A 19,001-nucleotide genomic window follows, 5' to 3' on the forward strand; every position below is an offset into this window, starting at 1 on the left:
CCGTACCCACCGGTTCGGAGCGTTCTCGGTAACGGGCGTGGGACGCAACGCGTTCAAGATCACAGTACTCGGAGCGCGCGGTCCGCGCGCACTGGTTAGAGTTGTCGCGTCGGGGGGCGGCACGAACGGTCGAACAGCCTCCACGGACACGTCCATCGGACATCACGCGGTGGATATTCGGCGCGTCAGCCAGCTCACCATCCCCGGAAGGAGGCATGTTCGTGCCACTCAGTGACTACGTTCGCGTCATCGTGCGTTATTGGTGGGCGCTCGTCGCCGGCGCGGTCACCTTCGGACTGATCGGTTTCGGTTACGGCATGTTCGTCCAGTCGACGGAATACGTGTCGTCCGCAAGGCTTTTCGTCACGGCGGAGGGCGGAACCTCGGTCGGCGAGTCGTACCAGAACAACCTCTTCGCCGAGGGTCGCGTCAACTCCTACGCGCAGGTCGCGGTGAGCGAACAGGTCGCCACTCGCGCGTCGGCTGCGCTCGACGGGGCGATCAGTCCCGCCGACCTGCGAGCCCGGACGACCGCACTGCCGGTCGACGACACCGTCATCCTCACCATCTCGGTCACCGGACCGAGTCCACAACGCGCACAATCGTATGCGTCCGCGATCGCCCAGCAGACCGTCGAGGTAGTCGAGGAACTCGAGACCTCTCGGCGCGGCGGCACCCCGGCCGCCTCGGCCGTCCTCTACGACGAGCCGGGCCTCCCCGCCCGCGTGAGCCCGCCGTGGCTCCCCTGGACCGCGCTCGGGGTCGTCGGGGGACTCGTGGTGGGTGTACTCACCGCGTTGCTGCTGGGGTGGCGCCGCCGGGGCACCGTCGAGGACGTGTCGGCGGCTGTGGATTCGGCGCACCACCCGGTACTGGCGACGGTGACACATCGAGCCGACGCGGCCGATGGGCCGGCGGGCCTCGGCACGGCCGATCCCGACGCCGACTCGCTGCGCGGAGCGCACAACCTGATCCGTTTCCTGGGGGCGCAACGACAGCCGGACGGCCTTGCGCCGCGGGTACTGGGGTTCGTCGGCGTCGGGAAGGACAGCGAAGCGGGTTCGGTCGCAGCGCGGTTCGCGGCCACGATCTCCGCCACGGGCAACAGTGTCCTGCTCGTCGACGGTGATCTCACCGGCCACGGGATCACCGGCGCCACGTCGTCGTCCGACCATGGTCTGTCGACCGTCCTCACCGGCAGCGCCGGGAGCGTCGATCCGTTCGTGAAGCGAGGAGACCTCACGGTCCTGCCCGCCGGACCCGTTCCGCCGGAACCGGGTGCGCTGGTGAGCGGACCCGCGGTGGCCGGCGTGTTCGACGACCTGCGGAGCAGGTTCGACTACATCGTGATCGCCGGACCGGCGATCGTGTCGAGCCCCGGGGCCATCGTGTTCGCCGCACTCGCCGATGCCACCGTCGTGGTGGTGCGTAGTGGTGCCGCGACGCGGAAGTCGTTGCGCGAGACCGTGGAGACCATCGAGCTCGTCGGCGCCGTCGCCGGCACCATCCTGGTCGGCGGCACGGCCTCCCGGTCTCGTGCGGACAAGGCGGCTCCGGCGGCCGACGATGCGGCTCCGCACGTCGGGACGGACGCCGAACGCGGAGCGCCGAGTTCGGCCGGCATCCGCGCCGAGGTCTACCGCCACACACGGGACGGTCGCGTGGCGTCCCCGATCGGGGTGCCGGACGACGGGGCGGGTCGTTGACGCGGCGGTCGCCCCGTCGGATCGGCCTCTCCGGACTCGCCGCCGTGATCGTCACCGCTGCCCTGGTAAGTGGTTGTGGGACAAGCGGTGTCGCGGATGATTGCACCGGCCACGCCGCCATCCCCCTGACGATCCAACCGCCACCCGACCTGGTGACCCCGTACCCGGAACCGGTGGTCGTCGGTGCCCGCGACACGGGCAGTCCAGGTGCCGTCCTGGAGGTCGAGGATCCGCCGCGCGGCCCGATCCCGGTCATCGACGAACTCGGTGCGATAGTCAAACGCGTCGAATACCGATCGACATCCGGTCTGGATCGGTCCCCGACGGTGGTCTCGGGGATAGTGGTGACACCGAAGGGCATCCCACCTGAGGGAGGCTGGACGACCATCTCGTTCGGACACGGCACCACCGGCGTGCTCGACAACTGTGGTCCGTCGGAGTACGCCAACCTGATCGGCAGCGATCAGATCATCGCGGCACTGGTCCTCAACGGCTTCGCCGTGGCGATGTCCGACTACGAGGGTCTCGGGATCCGCGGTGCCGATCACGCGTTCCTCGACGCGCGATCGTACGGCTACAACATGATCGACGCGGTGCGTGCCGCACGTGCGGTCTTCCCGGGGCTGAGCGACAGATGGATCTCCTACGGGGTGTCGCTGGGTGGCATGGCCTCCTGGGCGGCAGGCGAACTCGCTCCCATCTACGGTGGCGGTCTCGACCTGCTGGGCACGGTGTCGCTGGTGCCGGTGTCGAACATGACCGGCCTGGTCGATCGCGCCGAACGGGGCACGCTGACACCCGATCAGGTCCCGATGATGGCCTACCTCGTCGATTCGGTCGCCCGCACCCTGCCCGACGACTTCGATCGCGACGACTATCGGTCGGCGTTCCTGAGGGAGAACTGGGCCGAGGTGCTCCGCTGCATCCCGATCGACGTCGACATCACCCAGCGCGTCCTGAACTCGATCGGTGTCGAGGACGTGCGGCCCCGGACCCCCGGGCCTCTGCGCGATTGCGCGACTACCTCAGGTACACCGCGCTTCCGGTGGGGGTCGCGCGTGCCCCGACTCTCATCATGTACAGCACCGACGACCCGCTCATCGCGGCACCGTGGACCGAGGGCGCGATCCGTCGCGCCTGTGCGGCCGGGTCGCCGATCCAGGCGATTCGGCGGATCGGTGAGACGCACGCCGATCTGGACTCCGGTCAGTCCGTGGCATGGATGAAGTCGCTGGCGAACGGATGGAATCCGCCGCAGAACTGCCAGGACGTGCAGTGAGGTCCCCGTCGTCGCGGCGACCGTCGGACTACCTCGGCATGGTCCGCCGGAACATCGTGGTGGTCGTCGCCTCGTCGCTCGCCGCGGTTCTCGTCGGCCTCGGGGTGTTCGCCCTTACGCCCGAGACCTACGAGGCACGCTCGAGCGCACTCGTTCTCGCGCCGGGGCCCTCGAGTGTTGCCGCCGAGCAGGCCAGTGACCTCGCCGGGCAGTTACGTACCGCGAGCTACGTGCAGTTGGCGACGTCGGACCAGGTGCTGGCCCGGCTGGTCGTCGACGACGACGCCGGGGTTCTCGGTGACGGCGTCACCCTGGACGAACTTCGTGGGCGCCTGATCGTCACCTCGCTGCCGGACACCGCGGTGCTCGAGATCGTCGCCACCGGACCCACATCGCAAGCGGCGATGTATCTCGCCGACGGCGTGGTCGAGGTCCTGCGCGACCTCGTGGTGGAACTCGAATGGAGCTCGGTGCCGATCGCGCGTCCGCTGCACGCGATCGACGTGATCGACGTTGCGCGGGCTCCCGATTCGCCGATACTGCCCGATCTCGGGAGCACGCTCGGCACGGCCGCGGCCTTGGGACTGGTGGTGGCTCTGCTGCTCGTCGTCGCAGTGGAGCTCGGACGCGATCGGGTCGTCGACCCGCGGGAGGCACGCGTGCCACGGGCACCGGACCACCGCAGCGACGACGATCTGGTGGGGGCACGGGGAGGGACAGCACGATGAGGACACCGAGAACCGGGGGGCGGGGGATCGCGACGATCCTGCTGACCGCGGCCATCGCAGTGGCGGGATGTTCGACGGCGCCACCCGACCCCGGCACGGCCCCGGTGGGCGCGGGCGGCGTCGAGTACCGTGTCGACACCGAGGGCACGGGCCCCGGTGCTCTACGCGCGGCCGAGACGATGCCACTACTCGACCGGCGGGTGCGGGCGAACTCGCAACTCGCTCTTCGGGTCAGGTACGTCTCGACCGACGGACGGACCGGCGCCCAATCCGAGGTGTGGGGTGCGTTCTTCGCGCCGAGAGGGCCTGCGCCCGCGGGTGGGCGGCGGGTGATCGTCCTGCCGCACGGAACGAGCGGAGTCCTGGGAGAGTGCGGCGTCACCCTGAGGTCCGATCTCGGAGACCTCGCGGTGACCGCGGCCGGCTGGCTCGAACTGGGGTATGTCGTCGCGGTGCCCGACTACCAGGGACTGGGGATTCCCGGCGAGGGACGGCCGACCCACCCGTATCTGGATGCACGTACCGCCGGCCGCAACGTCATCGACGCGGTGCGGGCCGCGCGGCACCTGGTGCCCGGGACCGGGACGAGTTGGGCCGCGCTCGGTGGTTCGCAGGGTGGACAGGCCGCCTGGGCTGCCAACAAACTGGCCAGAAGCTATGGGGGCGAACTCGATCTGGTCGGAGTCGCCGCGCTGTCGCCTGCCTCCGACGTCTCCGAACTCGCCGACCTCGCTGCCCGGGAGCAGATGACGGTCGAGCAGTACGGTCTGCTCAACTGGCTCCTGCTGGCCCTCGAATGGGAGAACCCGCAACTCGACCTGAGCCGGTTCGTCGGTCCCGACGTCCTGATGCACTGGGACGAGCTGTCGCAGTGTTCGGCATCCCAGGGCGCACGACGCGCCGAGGTGCTCGGGTCGCTGACGCCGGAGAACCTCCGACCGTCCTCACCCGCGGCAGTCGCGGAACTACGGGCTCTGCTGCGCGAACGAGCGCTGCCCGACCTCCCGGCCGCGTCGCCGTCACTCGTGATCTACGGCGGCAAGGACGAACTCGTGTTGTCGCGTTGGACGACCGCGGCGATCCGGGACAGCTGCGCCCGCGGCGACATCGTCCACACGCAGTTCCAACCCGCCGCCGACCACGGCGGCGTCGACGGCCGTCAGGTGGTGGGCTGGCTGACCGCCCGCTTCGACGGTGAGGCGAGTTACAACCGATGTGTCGAGACCGAGGACGCGCCATGACCGAAGAGTTGGCACGACCCGGCGGCACGGTCCCGCCGGCCGCCGCCGGCGGGCCCACCACCCCGGCTGCGGCGACGCCTCAGCGCAGCCGCATCCGCGGTCTCGACGGTCCGCGGGGTCTCGCGTGCTGGGCGGTCGTGATCGTCCATGTGGCGGTGCACCATTCGCCGGACACCATGAGTCGCGGTGGACTCCAGCTCCTCGGCCAGGCCCTCATCTTCTTCTTCGCGCTCTCGGGCTTCCTGCTCTACCTGCCCTACGTGCGAGATCTGCTGCGGGAGCGGCAATCGCCACCCGACGTCCGGATGTACCTGACGCACCGGGTCCTCCGGGTGTTCCCGGCGTACCTGGCGATCTTCCTCGTCGTCAACTTCGTGTTGCAGGCGTCGTTCCTCGCGAACGAGTACGCGGTGAGCGAGACCGGCGAGGGCACCGGAACCGGCATGATCACGGATCCGTGGATGCTGCTCACCAACCTCTCACTGACCCAGACCTACTTCCCGCAGTATCTCCAGACCGGTATCAGCCCGGCGTGGTCGCTGACGCTCGAACTCGTCTTCTACGTATCACTTCCGCTCTTCGGGATGGCGATGTGGTGGCTGCGGAGGAGGTTCGGCACCCATGCGGCACTGCTGGTGGTGGGCCCGCCGGTGCTGCTGATCATCGTGGGCACCATCGGAAAGCTGGTCGCCGGCAAGGTGGCCGCCGCCGAAGGCATCACCGATGTCACCGAACAGAACTGGGGACCGAACGCCGCCGCGGTCATCCTGCGCAGTTTCTTCGCCGCCTCCGACAACTTCGCGTTCGGGATGCTCGCGACCGCCGCCTTCGTGGCGGTCGGGGCCGGCCACATCTCCGCTCGGATCGCACGGCGGCTACGGGTCGGGGCGGTCATCGCCCTCGTGCCGTCGTTGATGGCGATGCTGCTGCTCATCGCGGCCGGGTCGTCGTTCCAGTCGACCTTCACGGCACTGGCGTCCGCGCTGGTCATCCTCATCATCGTGCTGCCACTCGCGAGCGGACAGGACAGCAGACTCGCCTCGGTCCTCGACTGGAAGCCGTTCGACTACAGCGGCCAGGTGTCGCTCAGCATCTACCTGTGGCACTTCCCGCTGATCATCGTGCTGGGCCGGCTGGGATGGTTGCAGGGGGATTCGGTCCCCGGACTCGCGATCAACATCGCACTCGTCGGTGCGGTCACTCTGGTGTTCGCGAGCCTGAGCTACCACTACGTCGAGAAGCCGGCCATGACGCTCGCCCGTAAGTTGCGAACGCGATGATCGGCGTCGTCCGCCGACATCCGTTGCTCGTCGCCGTTCCGTTCGCGCTGGTGTCGAACCTGGTCGTGCTGCTCGTGCTGGTCGCCGGAATACGCATCTCGAAGGTCGCGCTCGAATCCGACGACGCGCCGGTGCCTTTCACCGCGACCGAGGGACCCGGGAAGGTGGTGTCCGCCGAACGTGTCGGCACTCTGCCGTTGTCGGCACGACTCGACGACGTCAGCGCCATCCGGGTGGAGTACTGGTCGACCGACGCCGGCACCGGAAAACCCACCGTCGTCAGCGGCCTGATCGTCACCGGGCCCGAACCCGAAGCCGGACAGACACGTCCGGTGGTGGCGTTCGCACACGGCACCACCGGCATCGACCAACCGTGCGCACCATCGGTGGCCGACGGGATGTACGGTCTCGGAGTCCTGGCCCACAATCTGGTGAAGGCGGGATTCGTCGTCGCCCTTCCCGACTACCAGGGCCTGGGCGCCCGGGGCGTACACCCTTACCTCGACGCGCGCACAGCGGGACGGAACGTCATCGACTCCGTGCGGGCACTGCGAGCGGTGCTCCCGTATGCCTCTGACACCTGGGCGGCCTACGGCGGGTCGCAGGGAGGCGGTGCGGTGCTGGCGGCCGCCATGATCGCACCGCAGTACGGAGCCGAGACAGGCCTGGTCGGCGCGGCGGCGATGGTGCCGGCCGCCGACGTCGTCGGTCTGGTCGAGAAGTCACGTGCGGGGACGATGACCCGGGACCAGCAACTCATGCTGCAGTGGGTCCTGGAGGCGTGGTCGCGTTCGGATGGCTCGGTACGGCTCGACGACTACCGTCGCGGCGCTGCGGTCGGCGCGTGGGACACACTGTCCGCGTGCACCGGCCCGGCGACTGCACGGCGTGCAGCGGCCGCCGGAACACTCGGTCCGGGCGACATCGGCCCGGGCACCGATGCGTCGGCTACGACGCTGGCGGCGCGATTGACGCGCTATGCGGTGCCCGTCGCGCGGACACCGGTGCCGATGTACGTCCTCTACGGTGGGACCGACACGTTCATCGACGCCGAGTGGACGGCGTCGTTCATCGAGCGGGCCTGTGCGGTGGGGGATTCGGTCACGGTCGATCACCAACCGGACCGAGGGCACGCCGACGTGGACGCGGTGGCGATGCTGCCGTGGATCCTGGACAGGTTCGCCGGGGAGCCGGTGCCGTCGGGTTGCCACGGACGCTGATCAACCGAACGTCGACGGGGACTCCCATGAACACTCATCCGGTTCCGTCCGAGCAAGATCTACGCCGCCACGGCGACGCACCGCTGACGGTGCAATGGACGGTCCGGGCGAAGGATGCCGTCAAGCGCTTGCGGGCGTCGGGAACCGAGGTCGAACCCGCAGGAAACTACTCTGTGGTCGCGGTTCTCGGACAGTCCAACGCTCACGGCGCGGGTCGTCTCGTCCCCGGTCAGCGTCCGCCCGTACCAGACCCACGGGTGCATCAGTGGCCCGGATGCGGGCGCCGCCGCGGTCGTGTCCTGCTCGCCGAGGACCCACTCCTGCACGAGATCCCGGGCGCGGGCGCAGGATTCGCGACGACGTTCGGCTCACTGCTCGCCGTTCACACCGGCCGGCCGGTGTTGCTGGTGCCGTCTGCGCGTGGGGACACGGCCTTTCGACAGAAGAACGGCTACAGCTGGGATCGCGGCAACCGCACGGCCCGTGTGAACCTGTACGACCTCGCGGTTCGTCAGATCGCCAACGCACTCACCGCGGCCGGCCGGGATTCTCGACTCGCCGCGATCCTCTGGCACCAGGGTGAGAGCGATGTCCCGCTGACCCGTCCCGAGGTCTACCGGGACAAACTCGATGCGCTGATCAACGGTCTGCGAGACGAATTCGGCCCGGTGCCGTTCCTCCTGGGACGGATGGTGCCCGAGGAGATCGCGACCGGGCACCCGGGATATCCGGGCATCGACTCGATCCACGCGGACGTTCCGTCGAGACACCGGTCCTGCGCCTGTGTTGCCGGTCCGCGGGGGATGCACAACCCCGGTGAACTGATCCACTACAACGCCGAGGGCCAGCAACACCTCGGGCACGCGATGTTCGAGGCCTACCGACGGCTGGAAAGTTCGTCACCCGCGTGACCCGGAGGGAGCGCGGAGAGGCCAGCCCGGCTCAGTATGCGCCGTCCTTGGCGATCACGGCACGCGCCGTCTTCCAGAGAATCGTCAGATCCTGCATGATCGACCAGTTCTCGACGTAGGAGAGGTCGAGGCGGACCGCTTCCTCCCACGACAGATCCGAGCGCCCCGACACCTGCCACAATCCGGTCATCCCCGGCTTGACGAGCATGCGCCGCGCCACCCGCCCGTCGTACTTCTCAACCTCTTCCGGCAGCGGTGGTCGTGGTCCGACGAGGCTCATGTCACCGGTCAGCACGTTGAACAGCTGTGGGAGTTCGTCGAGGCTGTAGGCGCGGATGACGTTGCCCACCCGCGTGACCCGCGGATCGTCGCGCATCTTGAACAGCAGACCCGCGCCCTCGTCCTGGTCGTGAAGATCGGCACGCATCCGGTCCGCGCCGGTCACCATCGACCGGAACTTCCACATGCGGAAGGTCCGGTTCCCCACACCCACGCGCTCGGCACGATAGAAGACGGGCAGACCGGTGTCGACCACGACGGCGACGGCGACCACGACGAGCAGCGGTGCCAGCAAGAGGATCAGAAGTGCTGCGCCGCAGCGGTCCAGCGCCGCCTTACGGAGCCGGCTCGCCGCCTCGTACCGCGGGTGATCGATGTGGAGCAGTGGCAATCCGGCCACCGGGCGCACCATCATCCGCGGGCCGGTGACATCGGCGACGCCCGGCGCCAGGACCATGTCGACGTCGAGACCGTGCAGATTCCACGACATATCCTGCATGGCCTGGTGGCCCAGGGCGTCGGCGGAGGTGACTGCCACCGTGGTGGCGCCGCAGGCGCCAACCGCAACGGCCACGTCGTCGAAGTCCCCGAGCACCGGGACGACGGCTCCCTCTACGGCGATCTCGCCGGAACCGCTGCGCATACCGGAGGGCAGACATGCGCCGACCACCTCGTAACCCAGGGGGGCGGCGGCCGACAACCGTCGGATCGTGGGGCGTACCGACTCGTCACTTCCGACGATCAGCACCGATTCCCGGTGGCGGCCCGCGACTCTCGCGCGGGCCAGCATTCTGCGGAACACGTTCCTGCTCACCAGCAGCCCGATCGTCCCGACAGGCAACGCGATCGCGAGATAGCCGCGTGCGATGTTGATCCGGAACAGCAGGTCGATGATGGCGAGGGTGCCGAACACGGTGAAGCAGGCGGTCGCCACCCGGCTGTACTCCTGCGCGCCGGAACCGAAGATCCGCCGGTCGTAGGACTGGAAGGCGAACAGCGCGGTCAGCCACACGACCACGAGAACAGCCGACGCGACGATCCAGGGAATGCGAACGCCGGCAGCGGAATCAAGTGATCCGCCGGACCCGAAACGGAGCTGCTGGGCCATACCCACCGACCCCACCACGACGAGGACATCCGCCCGCCGCAACCAGGTCCGGTACCTGGGTACCCAGGACCGGGACCGGGACTGACGACGTCGCACGGCCATCGGTCGCCGGAAGACCGGATCGTGCCTGCCGGGCGGTGACTCGTCTGCCGTGGTCATACGGCTGCCGCCCGGCGGTCGTCACTCCGGGACGCCAGGTTCAGGTCATGGCGGACCATCGCGGCAACCACCTCGTCGAACACCGTGGTGGGGCGCCAACCGAACTCTTCGGTGATCTTCCGATGGTCACCGACCAGATCCACGCCGTCGGCCGGACGCACCAGGGCCGGGTCGGCGGTCACCATCTCGTGCCAGGACTCGATCCCCGCGACCCGGAACGCAGTGGCGAGAAAGTCGCCGACACTGTGTGATTCACCGGTTGCAACGACGTAGTCGTCGTTGGCCCGGTGATCGGCGAGGATCGTCATCGCGTCCACGTAGTCCGGTGCCCAGCCCCAGTCGCGTCGCGCGTCGATGTTGCCCAGCACGATCTGCGTCGCGCGGCCGGTGGCGATCGCGGCGACCCCGGCCGTGATCTTGCGGGTCACGAATCTCGAGGGCCGCAACGGGGACTCGTGCGGGTAGAGGATGGCGTTCGCGACCTCGACGCCTCTCGCCCGTGCGACCGCTCCCATCGTGTGGCCGTAGGCCTTTGCGGCGCCGTACGGTGAGTTCGGCGCGATGGGGGTTCTCTCGTCCTGCGGAGTCACCGCCGCTCCCGCGAAGATCTCGGCGCTCGACGCGTTCACGACATGCACCGGGTGGCCCCGGTCGCCGAGATCCGCAGCGGCTTCGAGCACCGCGACCGTCGACATCCCGTTCACCCGGGTCGTGGTCAGGGGATCGGCCCAACTCTGCGCCACCGAGGACACTGCCCCGAGGTGAAAGATGTGGTCCGGGGCATGATCCAGGATCACCCGACGGGTCGCCTCGGCGTCGCCGAGGTCGACCGGGCTCGTCGCCACGATGCCCTCGGCCGGAGGGCCCCCTGCGTGCCCGGGCCTCACCACGGCGATGACGTCCCATCCCCGGGCGACCAAGGTGCCGGTCAGAAGCCGCCCGTCCTGCCCGTTCGCGCCGGTGACAAGCGCACGTGGCGGGGTCATGCGACCTTGCCGGCCAGCTTCTTCGACTCGAGGCCGAGGTCGGCTTCGACCATCATCGTGACGAGGTCGGTGAATCCGACCTCCGGCTTCCAGTCGAGGATCTCGCGCGCCTTGGTGCTGTCACCGATCAGCAGATCGACCTCGGCGGGCCGGAAGAAACGCGGATCGAGATGGACGAACGGCTCCCAGTCGTCGATGCCCGCGACCCGGAAGGCGACATCGAGTAGTTCGCGGATCGAGTGGGTCTCTCCGGTGGAGATCACGTAGTCGTCGGCGACGTCCTGCTGCAACATCAACCACATCGCTCGCACATAGTCACCGGCGAAACCCCAGTCCCGCTTCGCATCCAGGTTCCCGAGCGCGAGCGAGTCGTCGATCCCGAGCGAGATCCGCGCGACGGCGCGCGTCACCTTACGGGTAACGAACTCCGGGCCACGCCGAGGTGACTCGTGGTTGAACAGAATCCCCGAGCTCGCGTGCATGCCGTAGGACTCGCGGTAGTTGATCGTCATGTAATGACCGAACACCTTCGCCACGCCGTACGGGGACCGCGGCCACAGCAGGGTCGTCTCGCGCTGCGGGACCTCCTGGACCTTGCCGAACATCTCCGAGCTCGACGCCTGGTAGTACCGCACGGCTTTGCCGGACGTATCCTGGTACAGACGAACAGCTTCGAGCATGTTCAGTACGCCCGTACCGGTCACGTCACTGGTGAGGCGCGCGTTCTGCCACGAATAGGCGACGAACGACACCGCGCCGAGGTTGTAGACCTCGTCGGGGTCGGCGTAGTTCATCGCCTGCATCAGACTCGACAGGTCGAGGAGGTTGCCGCTGACGATCTCCACATACGGGTGGGACTCGGCGAGACCGTCCGCCTTCGGATTGTTCTGTCCCCGAACGAGACCCACGACCCGGTAGCCCTTCGAATGGAGGAGTTCGGCGAGGTAGAGGCCGTCTTGTCCGGTGATTCCGGTGATCAACGCTGACTTCATCACACTTCTCCCAGTGCGCGGTGAAGGGACAACGGTGTTCCCCCCACCAAGATCCGAACACGCACTGATTCCTCGACCAGAGCGTGTGTGTGTGCGAACATTTCTGAACGCAACCGTGATCAGAGACCGCTACCCGTGTGGGTTCCCCATCCCGGCGGTATCCTCTGCGCATGACAATACGATCCTTTAGGGGATTTTGCTTTCCGAGAACCCGACTCTTCGCCGCAGCTGTGGTGAGTATCTCTTTGGTACTCGGTCTGGCCGTCGCTGCGTCCGTCCCCGGAAAGGCCCCTGCGGCAGTGCCGGCCACGTCCGGTGGCTTCGGATTCGCGGGGGTTCGGGGTTTCTCTGGGCGACCGATGCCGACCTGAACCGCGAGCTCGACGCCGCGGCGCGCACCGACGCGACCTGGCTGCGGGTCACGCTCGACTGGAATGCGATCGAGGCGACCAAGGGCGCCTACAACTGGTCCGGCCCGGACCGCCTGATCAACGGCGCGCGGGCACGAGGCCTCAAGGTGCTCGCGAACGTCGTGTCCTCGCCAGCATGGGCACGCCCGGCCGGTAGCTTCTTCACCGCGCCCCCGACCCACAATGCCGACCTGAACACGTTCCTGCGCAGGTTCATCGCGCGATACGGGAACGCGGTGACCCATCACCAGATCTGGAACGAACCGAACCTGCCCATCTTCTTCGGTGGAGGGATCGACGCCGTTCGGTACACCTCGCTGCTGAAATCGGCGTACAGCACCATCAAGTCGGCCCAGCCGGGCGCCACGGTGATCAGTGCCGGGATGAGCCGCTCCGCCGGCTGGAACTCGCCGGTCAATTTCCATACCGCGATGTACAACGCCGGCGCAAAGGGCGGTTTCGACGCGCTCGCCATGCACCCGTATGTCTTCCCCTCGGGGCTCCACGCCAACCCGGAGAATGCGATCTCCGACGTCCCGGCGGTGCGGAATCTGATGGTCGCGCGCGGCGACGGGAACAAGAAGATCTGGTTCACCGAACTCGGTGCGCCCACCGGCACCGCACCCGAGGCGGTCTCGGAATGGGAACAGGCCAAAGAGATCACGGATGTACTCGGTTTCGCCTCGTCGGCCGGATACGTAGGACCGACCTTCATCTACAGCATCCGCGACAACGGACCGAACGCCGCCGACCGGGAGCAGAACTTCGGTTCGATCTACAAGCACGACTGGACGCCGAAGTATGCGGCCGGAGTGCTGGGTGCCACCTGACAAGCACGTCCGCCCAACCGTTCTCGCGCCCGTCGCACGTCGGCAAGGTCACATTCGATGATCCTGCCGCGCATGACGCGCGCGAGCGCATTACGATCTGGGCGAGCGGACGTCGACGTCCGTACGAGTGCGTTCACGCGTTAGTCGCGGGAAGAATTCTCGGAGTTCGTCGGGGGGAAAGTGATTGTTGTGGTTCACATGATGGATGCCGGTCGTGGCGGAAGGGGATCGCCGCGCGTGGCGATCGCTCACGATTATCTGACCCAGCGGGGTGGGGCCGAGAAAGTGGTGCTGTCCCTCAGCCGGGCATTCCCCGACGCCCCGATCTACACGCTTCTCTACGAGCCGGACCGGACTTATGAGGAGTTCCGCGACAAGACGATCATCACCTCACCGGTGAACCGGGTCGGCGCCCTTCGCCGCGATCACCGGTCCGCGCTTCCGCTGTTGCCGTCTGCGGCATCGCGTCTGCGCGTGGATGCCGATATCGTCGTGGTGAGCTCGAGTGGTTGGGCACACGGATTCGACATCCCGGGGTACTCGCTCGTCTACTGCTATTCACCTGCCCGCTGGCTGTATCAGACCGAGGTCTATCTCGGCGAGTCCGCGAGTGCTCTGAAGAAACTCGCGATCCGGGTGCTCGGCGGCCGGATGCGGCGATGGGACCGCGCGGCGGCGCTCGGATGCGACCGCTATCTGGCGATCTCGAGTGCCGTCCGGGATCGCATCCGGGACACGTACGGTCTGGAATCGACCGTCGTTCCGGCGCCGGTGATCCCCCCGGTGGAACCGGCGACCGCTCAGACCCCGCCCGCCGGGGTGCCGCAGCGCCCGTTCCACCTGTGCATCTCTCGCCTGTTGGCCTACAAGAACGTCGACGCCGTCATCGAGTCGTTCCGGGGGACAGACGATCACCTCGTCGTCGTCGGTCGTGGGCCGGAGGCCGACCGGCTGCGCGCGATTGCCCCCGACAACGTGACGATGCTCTGCGACCTCACGGACGCGGAGATGGGATGGTTGTACGAGAACTGCACCGCGGTGGTGGCCGCGAGTTTCGAGGACTACGGTCTCACCCCGCTCGAGGGAGGCATGCGCGGCAAACCCTGTGCCGTGCTCCGCTGGGGCGGGTTCCTCGACACCATCGACGAAGGCGTGAACGGGGTCTTCTTCGATCGACCGGACCCGGCGAGTATCCGTGCGGCCGTGTCGGAGCTGGCGACCCGGGAGTGGGATGCCGAGCAGATCAAGTCGCACGTGGGCCAGTTCGGCGAGGAAACCTTCGTCAAGGAAATGAGAAACCTCGTGTCCGCCGTGGCGGGTGTGAGAGAAGCGGAGTGCGCGTGAGCATCGAGAGCGACGACACCACGATGCCGGCGGCAGGACCAGCCGGAACGACGGTGCCCCGACGCGCGGACTTCGTACCGCGGCACACCTTCACCGAGATCTCCACCGTCGCCAAGGCGAAGAACCGGGTCGGGATCCTGCTGTACAACAACCTGATCACCTACCTTCCCTCGCATACCCTTCGTCAGGCGTTCCTGCGTCTGTTCGGCGCGAAGATCGGCAAGGACACCTCGATCCTGCGGGGGTGCCAGGTCTTCGACATCGACCAGATCCGGATCGGCGAGGCGTGCTCCATCGGGTTCCGCGTACTGTTCGACGCCCGGTCGGGAATCTGCATCGGTGACAACGTGGTGATCGCCAGCGACACCCAGATCATCGCGGGCAAGCACGATCCCGCGAGTCCGGAGTTCGCGGCCATCCTCGAACCGGTGTACATCGGCGACTACGCGTGGATCGCCAGCCGCGCCACCGTCACCAGCGGTGTGAGCATCGGCCGCGGCGCGGTCGTCGCCGCCTGTGCGCTCGTCAGTCGCGACGTCGCCGATCTCGACATAGTCGGCGGGGTACCCGCTCGAAATATCTCGAAGCGCCCGGAGTCGGCACTGCGGTACCGGCCCAAGTACCGGCCGCTGTTCTACTGATGGGGAGACCGATCGATCAACGGAGCCTGACAGCCCGAGGTCCCGAACAGCTCTCGGGCGTGCGGGTCGTCTACGTCGCGGCCGAACATCGCGCCGGCGGGGTCGGTGCGTACGCGCAGGTCTTCGCCGACATGGTGCGCTCGCGCGTCGCCGACTTCCATGAGGTCCGGCACCCCCAGCCCGGGAGCGACTCGATCGGGGACCTGCGTGCGCGTCGGCGAGAGATCGCCGCGATCATCGACGATGCGGGTGCACGACCGGTCGTGGTGCACTGTGAGCTCTCCGGCGGGTCAGTCGAATCCTTCTGGCCGACTGCGGGACTCGAGCGCCGGCGCCCGAGTGTTCTGGTCAGTGCCACCGTCCACGACCCTCCGGGCCTCGTGTGGTGGCCGGGTCGCGTCGCCACCCTGGCGCAGCGACGGGTCCTCAACCACGCCATCCACTTCCCGCTGCGTCCGCTCTCGCGCGGGATCGAGCGCCGTGTCACGGGGTCGCGGACGTTGTTCGCGATGAGCGACGTGGGGGCGCGGTCGTTGCTGCGGGCCTATCCGGACGCGGATGTGCGGCACGCCTACATGCCGGTGTGGACCCGGGGCGAGGTGGTCCCCGCGCCGGACCGGCCCCGGGCGATCGGACTGTTCGGACTCGTGTACCGCGGCAAGGGTTTCGAACATGTGACCCGGCTCCGCCGTGCCCTTCCCGAGGACATCGCGATCCGCATCGCCGGACGCGGGACCGAGGACCTGCCCGCGGTCGACGGGGTAGACATCCTCGGCGGCCTCGACGACGCGGATCTCCCGGACTTCTTCTCGTCGATCCGTGCGCTCGTCGTGCCCTACGGTGCGCGCAGCCCGTACGGTGAGGCGTTCCCGGGGTCGAGCGTCGTCAACGACGCCATTGCTCACCTCACCCCGGTGGTGTGCACCGGTCACGGCGCATTGGCCGAACTCCGCTCGGAGGGTGGCGCTGTCGTCGTCGACGAGGAGGGTTGTACGCCCGAGGTCCTGGTCGAGGAGCTCGCGGCCGCGGCCACCGCACTCGTCGGATCGCCCGATCGCCTGTCGGTGATGGTCAACGCCCTGCGGCGGATGCGCGAAGTCCGTCAGCCGGACGCGGTCGTCGACACCTACCTCACCACGTGGTCGGGTGTGCTGTGCCGAAGATGATGGGGCTCACCGAGGCCGAGCCGACCCCGGGGCGTGCGAGAACCGGTCGGCAGCAGATCGCGAAGGCGCTGATCGCCGCGGCGTGGACCTATGGCGGCCGGGCCGCGGGTCTGGGCTGGACGCTCGTCCTGACCGTCCATCTCGGTGTCGGTTCCTACGGTGAGTACGCGATGGCCTTCGCCCTCGGCGCGATCATCGCAGCGCCACTGGACAATCCGTTCGCGGTGCGTGCCATCCGTGAGTCCGAGCGCGCCTTCGACGGTGAGCGCGTCACCCGGGTGCTGCTGGGGCTCGGTCTCATGGTGGCGGGCGCGGCATGTCTGACGACGTCGCTTCTCGTGTGGTTCGCGTTGTTCGTGGCCGGCGGCGAGATCGTCTTCAACGCCGTCAAGAGCCGGGCCCTGCGCGACGGACACCCCGACCGCGTCATGCGGTACGACACCACGAGACAGCTGCTGAGCATCGCACTCGCCGTCGGTTACCTGCAGTTCGCGGAGTCTCCGGATCTGGACATCGCCAGCTTCTGCTATCTCGCACCGTATCTCGTTGTCGCCGTGTACTCGGTGACCCTCATCCCCGGTCACCGGCCGGCGATCCCCGGGTCGGCCCGGCTCATCGCGATCCTGTTCGGCGAGCATCTCGCCAATGCCCTCTACATGCAGGGCGACATCCTGCTCCTGGGCGCGCTGACCGATGCCGATGTGGCCGGATACTTCGCGATCGCGAGTACGGTGGGCTGGGCCGCCGGACAGGTCGGGATGTCGTTGGCCAACACGTACCACGAGTCGCTGCGCGCGGCCGGCGGCGCCGTGTCGGCGGGGCCGCCGAGAAGTCACGTCCTGGTCGTCGCGGCAGTGACGTCGGCACTGGTCATGACGGCCGGCGCTGTTCTCCTGGCGACGTCGATCGCTGATGAACTCGCGTGGGCGCTCGTCGTCATCTCGCTGTTCGTCGGACTGCGCATAGTCAACAACGTACTCACGACCATCCTGTATGTGCAGCGCCGCGACATCGTCCGGAGCGTCGCCGCGGCCGCACTGGTACCGATCAAACTCGGGATGGTCTGGGCACTGGTCGATTTCGGCGCCGTAGGAGCGGCAACGGCGTCGGTGATCACCGACGCCGTACTCCTGGTGATCTTCCTGCGATCGGTACGACCGGCGGGACTGTCTCGGAAGGGAACCCGAATAACGAAGGAGGGCAACGTATGACGACCGTGACGTTCATGGTGGCCAAGGACATCGAGCTGGACCACGGTGGCGATGTGGCACTGGCCCGGGTGGTCCTCGACATCGCAGCCGAGTCGTTCGACGTCCGCACGGTGTGCCTGTCCAACCATCTCGCAGTGGGTACGGCGCCGCCCACCTCGTCCGACGGTTCGGTGATCCGGGTGGCGAAACCGCCGGTGAAGGCGCCGGCATTGCTCGCAGACAGTCTGCGGACACGACGCAGCGTGTGCCACACCCGCTTCGACGTCGACGAACTCGTCCGCGTTCTCGACGAACTCGACAGCGACGTCTTCGTCGCCGAGCACTCCTACATGGCCGAGTCCTATCTGCGCTCCGGGCAGGTGGGTCGCAGCGAATTCGTCGTCAACACCGTCAACTCCGAGTCGCTGGTGTGGCGGCTCACGCGCGGACTCCCCGGAAGGATCGAAGCGCCGCGGATACTGGCCGACGAACTCCGGGTTGCCCGAGCGGCGTCCGCGGTCGGTACCTACGACCTCGAGGAAGCGCAGTTCTACCGCGACGAAGGGTGCCCGGGGGCACGCTGGATCGATCTGACCCTCCCGCCCGGCCCGCGTGCCGGCTCCGAGGCGGACGTGCCGCGGCTGGTGTTCATGGGCACGCGGGACTGGCCGCCGAACCAGGAAGGCTTTCTGGAGATCCTCGAACTGTGGCCGCGGATCGGCGCCGGGATCGACGGTGCCGAACTGTGCATCATCGGGGCACCCAAGCCCGGCGCAACACCACCGCCGCTACCCGCGGGTGTCCGCGATCTGGGCTTCGTCGACGACCTCAACTCGTTCCTCGGCTCCTGCCGTGCCCTGGTCGCGCCGATCTCGACCGGCGGCGGGGTCCGGGTGAAGCTTCTCGACGCGGCGAGCCGGGGTCTACCGGTGGTGGGTACGACGGAGGCGATCGGTTCCCTCGGGCCCGTCTTCGGTCTGACCGCCTACGACGATCGGTACGAGTTCGTCGATCGGTGCCGACAGTTCCTGCTCGACGCCGATCTCGCCCGCAAGGAGGGGCAGCGGATCTTCGATACCAATGCCGATCGATGGCAGCAGCGGGTTCCGCAGGAAGCCGTGGAAATGTTGCTGAGTCGCGGCCCCGTGCCTGCCGGTCACTGACAGGTGGGGCAATTCCGTGCTCGATTGTCGGCTCTTTGTCGCATGATTCACATACGTTAGACGGCAGTCTGTGAACGCTAATATCGAGCTTTGCGGCGGGAATTTTTTTCCGATAACCAGGGCTGATGTCGGGAATTCTCCCGTAACTCCGCAGGCCGGTTTTTCGATGCGCCCCGCCGAGTTGTGAGCGGACAATGCGTCCCATAGTCTCTTGGTATTCCGCTCGGCGTACCCAGATGGTCTCGCCGAGCGCCGGTCTGACGGTGCAGGCCGGGTGAATGGCTGTTGGCACTTATACGGCAGATGTCAAGTGAAATGTCGTGCCATGGCGCGCGGTCACGCGACAACAATCACGTTCATCGAGAATC

At 67.7% G+C, this 19,001-nt stretch carries 16 protein-coding genes; 13 read left to right on the plus strand and 3 right to left on the minus strand.

The features are described from left to right. Nucleotides 1–215: 215 nt before the first annotated feature. The 7 genes from MVF96_RS05060 to MVF96_RS05090 are packed head-to-tail and all read left to right on the plus strand — an operon-like array spanning nt 216 to nt 8,365. Nucleotides 216–1,706 (plus strand): tyrosine-protein kinase domain-containing protein, encoded by a 1,491-nt coding sequence (locus tag MVF96_RS05060; RefSeq protein WP_247451535.1) that lies wholly within the window; start codon nt 216–218, stop codon nt 1,704–1,706. After that, the gene (locus MVF96_RS05065; RefSeq protein WP_247451537.1) at nt 1,703–2,932 is read left to right on the plus strand and encodes a lipase family protein; all 1,230 of its coding nucleotides are present in this window, start codon (nt 1,703–1,705) and stop codon (nt 2,930–2,932) included. The genes MVF96_RS05060 and MVF96_RS05065 overlap by 4 nt, the downstream gene beginning before the upstream one ends. Continuing rightward, nucleotides 2,925–3,713: a YveK family protein gene (locus MVF96_RS05070; RefSeq protein ID WP_247451539.1), complete on the plus strand. Its 789-nt coding sequence runs from the start codon at nt 2,925–2,927 to the stop codon at nt 3,711–3,713. The genes MVF96_RS05065 and MVF96_RS05070 overlap by 8 nt, the downstream gene beginning before the upstream one ends. Beyond that, nucleotides 3,710–4,954, plus strand: a complete 1,245-nt coding sequence (locus tag MVF96_RS05075; RefSeq protein WP_247451540.1) for an alpha/beta hydrolase — start codon at nt 3,710–3,712, stop codon at nt 4,952–4,954. Before MVF96_RS05070 ends, MVF96_RS05075 begins: the two co-directional genes overlap by 4 nt. Then, nucleotides 4,951–6,234, plus strand: a complete 1,284-nt coding sequence (locus MVF96_RS05080; RefSeq protein WP_247451542.1) for an acyltransferase family protein — start codon at nt 4,951–4,953, stop codon at nt 6,232–6,234. The genes MVF96_RS05075 and MVF96_RS05080 overlap by 4 nt, the downstream gene beginning before the upstream one ends. Next, entirely contained in the window at nt 6,231–7,454 is a 1,224-nt protein-coding gene (locus tag MVF96_RS05085; RefSeq protein ID WP_247451543.1) for a lipase family protein, read from the plus strand. The genes MVF96_RS05080 and MVF96_RS05085 overlap by 4 nt, the downstream gene beginning before the upstream one ends. 26 nt (nt 7,455–7,480) lie before the next feature. Next, nucleotides 7,481–8,365 carry a sialate O-acetylesterase gene (locus MVF96_RS05090; protein WP_159370179.1) on the plus strand — a complete coding sequence of 295 codons (885 nt, stop codon included), beginning with the start codon at nt 7,481–7,483 and terminating at the stop codon, nt 8,363–8,365. 31 nt (nt 8,366–8,396) lie between these two features. Here the strand turns inward: MVF96_RS05090 and MVF96_RS05095 are convergent, their stop codons facing one another. The 3 genes from MVF96_RS05095 to MVF96_RS05105 are packed head-to-tail and all read right to left on the minus strand — an operon-like array spanning nt 8,397 to nt 11,889. Next, nucleotides 8,397–9,911, minus strand: a complete 1,515-nt coding sequence (locus tag MVF96_RS05095; RefSeq protein ID WP_247451545.1) for a sugar transferase — start codon at nt 9,909–9,911, stop codon at nt 8,397–8,399. Further along, entirely contained in the window at nt 9,908–10,897 is a 990-nt protein-coding gene (locus tag MVF96_RS05100; RefSeq protein WP_159370181.1) for a GDP-mannose 4,6-dehydratase, read from the minus strand. Before MVF96_RS05100 ends, MVF96_RS05095 begins: the two co-directional genes overlap by 4 nt. Then, on the minus strand, nt 10,894–11,889 hold the full coding sequence (locus MVF96_RS05105; RefSeq protein WP_247451546.1) for a GDP-mannose 4,6-dehydratase: 996 nt from the start codon (nt 11,887–11,889) through the stop codon (nt 10,894–10,896). The genes MVF96_RS05100 and MVF96_RS05105 overlap by 4 nt, the downstream gene beginning before the upstream one ends. A 196-nt stretch (nt 11,890–12,085) precedes the next feature. Between MVF96_RS05105 and MVF96_RS05110 the strand changes: the two genes are divergently transcribed. The 6 genes from MVF96_RS05110 to MVF96_RS05135 all read left to right on the plus strand — a co-directional run bounded on the left by MVF96_RS05110 (nt 12,086) and on the right by MVF96_RS05135 (nt 18,633). Next, nucleotides 12,086–13,129 carry a hypothetical protein gene (locus MVF96_RS05110; RefSeq protein WP_336286204.1) on the plus strand — a complete coding sequence of 348 codons (1,044 nt, stop codon included), beginning with the start codon at nt 12,086–12,088 and terminating at the stop codon, nt 13,127–13,129. A gap of 198 nt (nt 13,130–13,327) precedes the next feature. After that, nucleotides 13,328–14,473: a glycosyltransferase gene (locus tag MVF96_RS05115; RefSeq protein ID WP_247451547.1), complete on the plus strand. Its 1,146-nt coding sequence runs from the start codon at nt 13,328–13,330 to the stop codon at nt 14,471–14,473. Between the two features lie 23 nt (nt 14,474–14,496). Next, nucleotides 14,497–15,114 carry an acyltransferase gene (locus MVF96_RS05120; protein ID WP_247452058.1) on the plus strand — a complete coding sequence of 206 codons (618 nt, stop codon included), beginning with the start codon at nt 14,497–14,499 and terminating at the stop codon, nt 15,112–15,114. Beyond that, nucleotides 15,114–16,280: a glycosyltransferase gene (locus MVF96_RS05125; RefSeq protein ID WP_247451549.1), complete on the plus strand. Its 1,167-nt coding sequence runs from the start codon at nt 15,114–15,116 to the stop codon at nt 16,278–16,280. Before MVF96_RS05120 ends, MVF96_RS05125 begins: the two co-directional genes overlap by 1 nt. After that, nucleotides 16,277–17,491: a lipopolysaccharide biosynthesis protein gene (locus MVF96_RS05130; protein ID WP_247451551.1), complete on the plus strand. Its 1,215-nt coding sequence runs from the start codon at nt 16,277–16,279 to the stop codon at nt 17,489–17,491. The genes MVF96_RS05125 and MVF96_RS05130 overlap by 4 nt, the downstream gene beginning before the upstream one ends. Next, nucleotides 17,488–18,633, plus strand: a complete 1,146-nt coding sequence (locus MVF96_RS05135; protein ID WP_247451553.1) for a glycosyltransferase — start codon at nt 17,488–17,490, stop codon at nt 18,631–18,633. Before MVF96_RS05130 ends, MVF96_RS05135 begins: the two co-directional genes overlap by 4 nt. Nucleotides 18,634–19,001: the final 368 nt, after the last annotated feature.

This window comes from Gordonia hongkongensis, assembly GCF_023078355.1.
Lineage (GTDB): Bacteria > Actinomycetota > Actinomycetes > Mycobacteriales > Mycobacteriaceae > Gordonia > Gordonia hongkongensis.

Bases quoted from the DNA above. Each gene is read 5' to 3' on its own strand.
- MVF96_RS05060 (WP_247451535.1), top strand. From the start codon at position 216: ATGTTCGTGCCACTCAGTGACTACGTTCGCGTCATCGTGCGTTATTGG.
- MVF96_RS05070 (WP_247451539.1), top strand. From the start codon at position 2,925: ATGGATGAAGTCGCTGGCGAACGGATGGAATCCGCCGCAGAACTGCCA.
- MVF96_RS05075 (WP_247451540.1), top strand. From the start codon at position 3,710: ATGAGGACACCGAGAACCGGGGGGCGGGGGATCGCGACGATCCTGCTG.
- MVF96_RS05080 (WP_247451542.1), top strand. From the start codon at position 4,951: ATGACCGAAGAGTTGGCACGACCCGGCGGCACGGTCCCGCCGGCCGCC.
- MVF96_RS05085 (WP_247451543.1), top strand. From the start codon at position 6,231: ATGATCGGCGTCGTCCGCCGACATCCGTTGCTCGTCGCCGTTCCGTTC.
- MVF96_RS05090 (WP_159370179.1), top strand. From the start codon at position 7,481: ATGAACACTCATCCGGTTCCGTCCGAGCAAGATCTACGCCGCCACGGC.
- MVF96_RS05095 (WP_247451545.1), bottom strand. From the start codon at position 9,911: ATGACCACGGCAGACGAGTCACCGCCCGGCAGGCACGATCCGGTCTTC.
- MVF96_RS05100 (WP_159370181.1), bottom strand. From the start codon at position 10,897: ATGACCCCGCCACGTGCGCTTGTCACCGGCGCGAACGGGCAGGACGGG.
- MVF96_RS05105 (WP_247451546.1), bottom strand. From the start codon at position 11,889: ATGAAGTCAGCGTTGATCACCGGAATCACCGGACAAGACGGCCTCTAC.
- MVF96_RS05115 (WP_247451547.1), top strand. From the start codon at position 13,328: ATGATGGATGCCGGTCGTGGCGGAAGGGGATCGCCGCGCGTGGCGATC.
- MVF96_RS05120 (WP_247452058.1), top strand. From the start codon at position 14,497: ATGCCGGCGGCAGGACCAGCCGGAACGACGGTGCCCCGACGCGCGGAC.
- MVF96_RS05125 (WP_247451549.1), top strand. From the start codon at position 15,114: ATGGGGAGACCGATCGATCAACGGAGCCTGACAGCCCGAGGTCCCGAA.
- MVF96_RS05130 (WP_247451551.1), top strand. From the start codon at position 16,277: ATGATGGGGCTCACCGAGGCCGAGCCGACCCCGGGGCGTGCGAGAACC.
- MVF96_RS05135 (WP_247451553.1), top strand. From the start codon at position 17,488: ATGACGACCGTGACGTTCATGGTGGCCAAGGACATCGAGCTGGACCAC.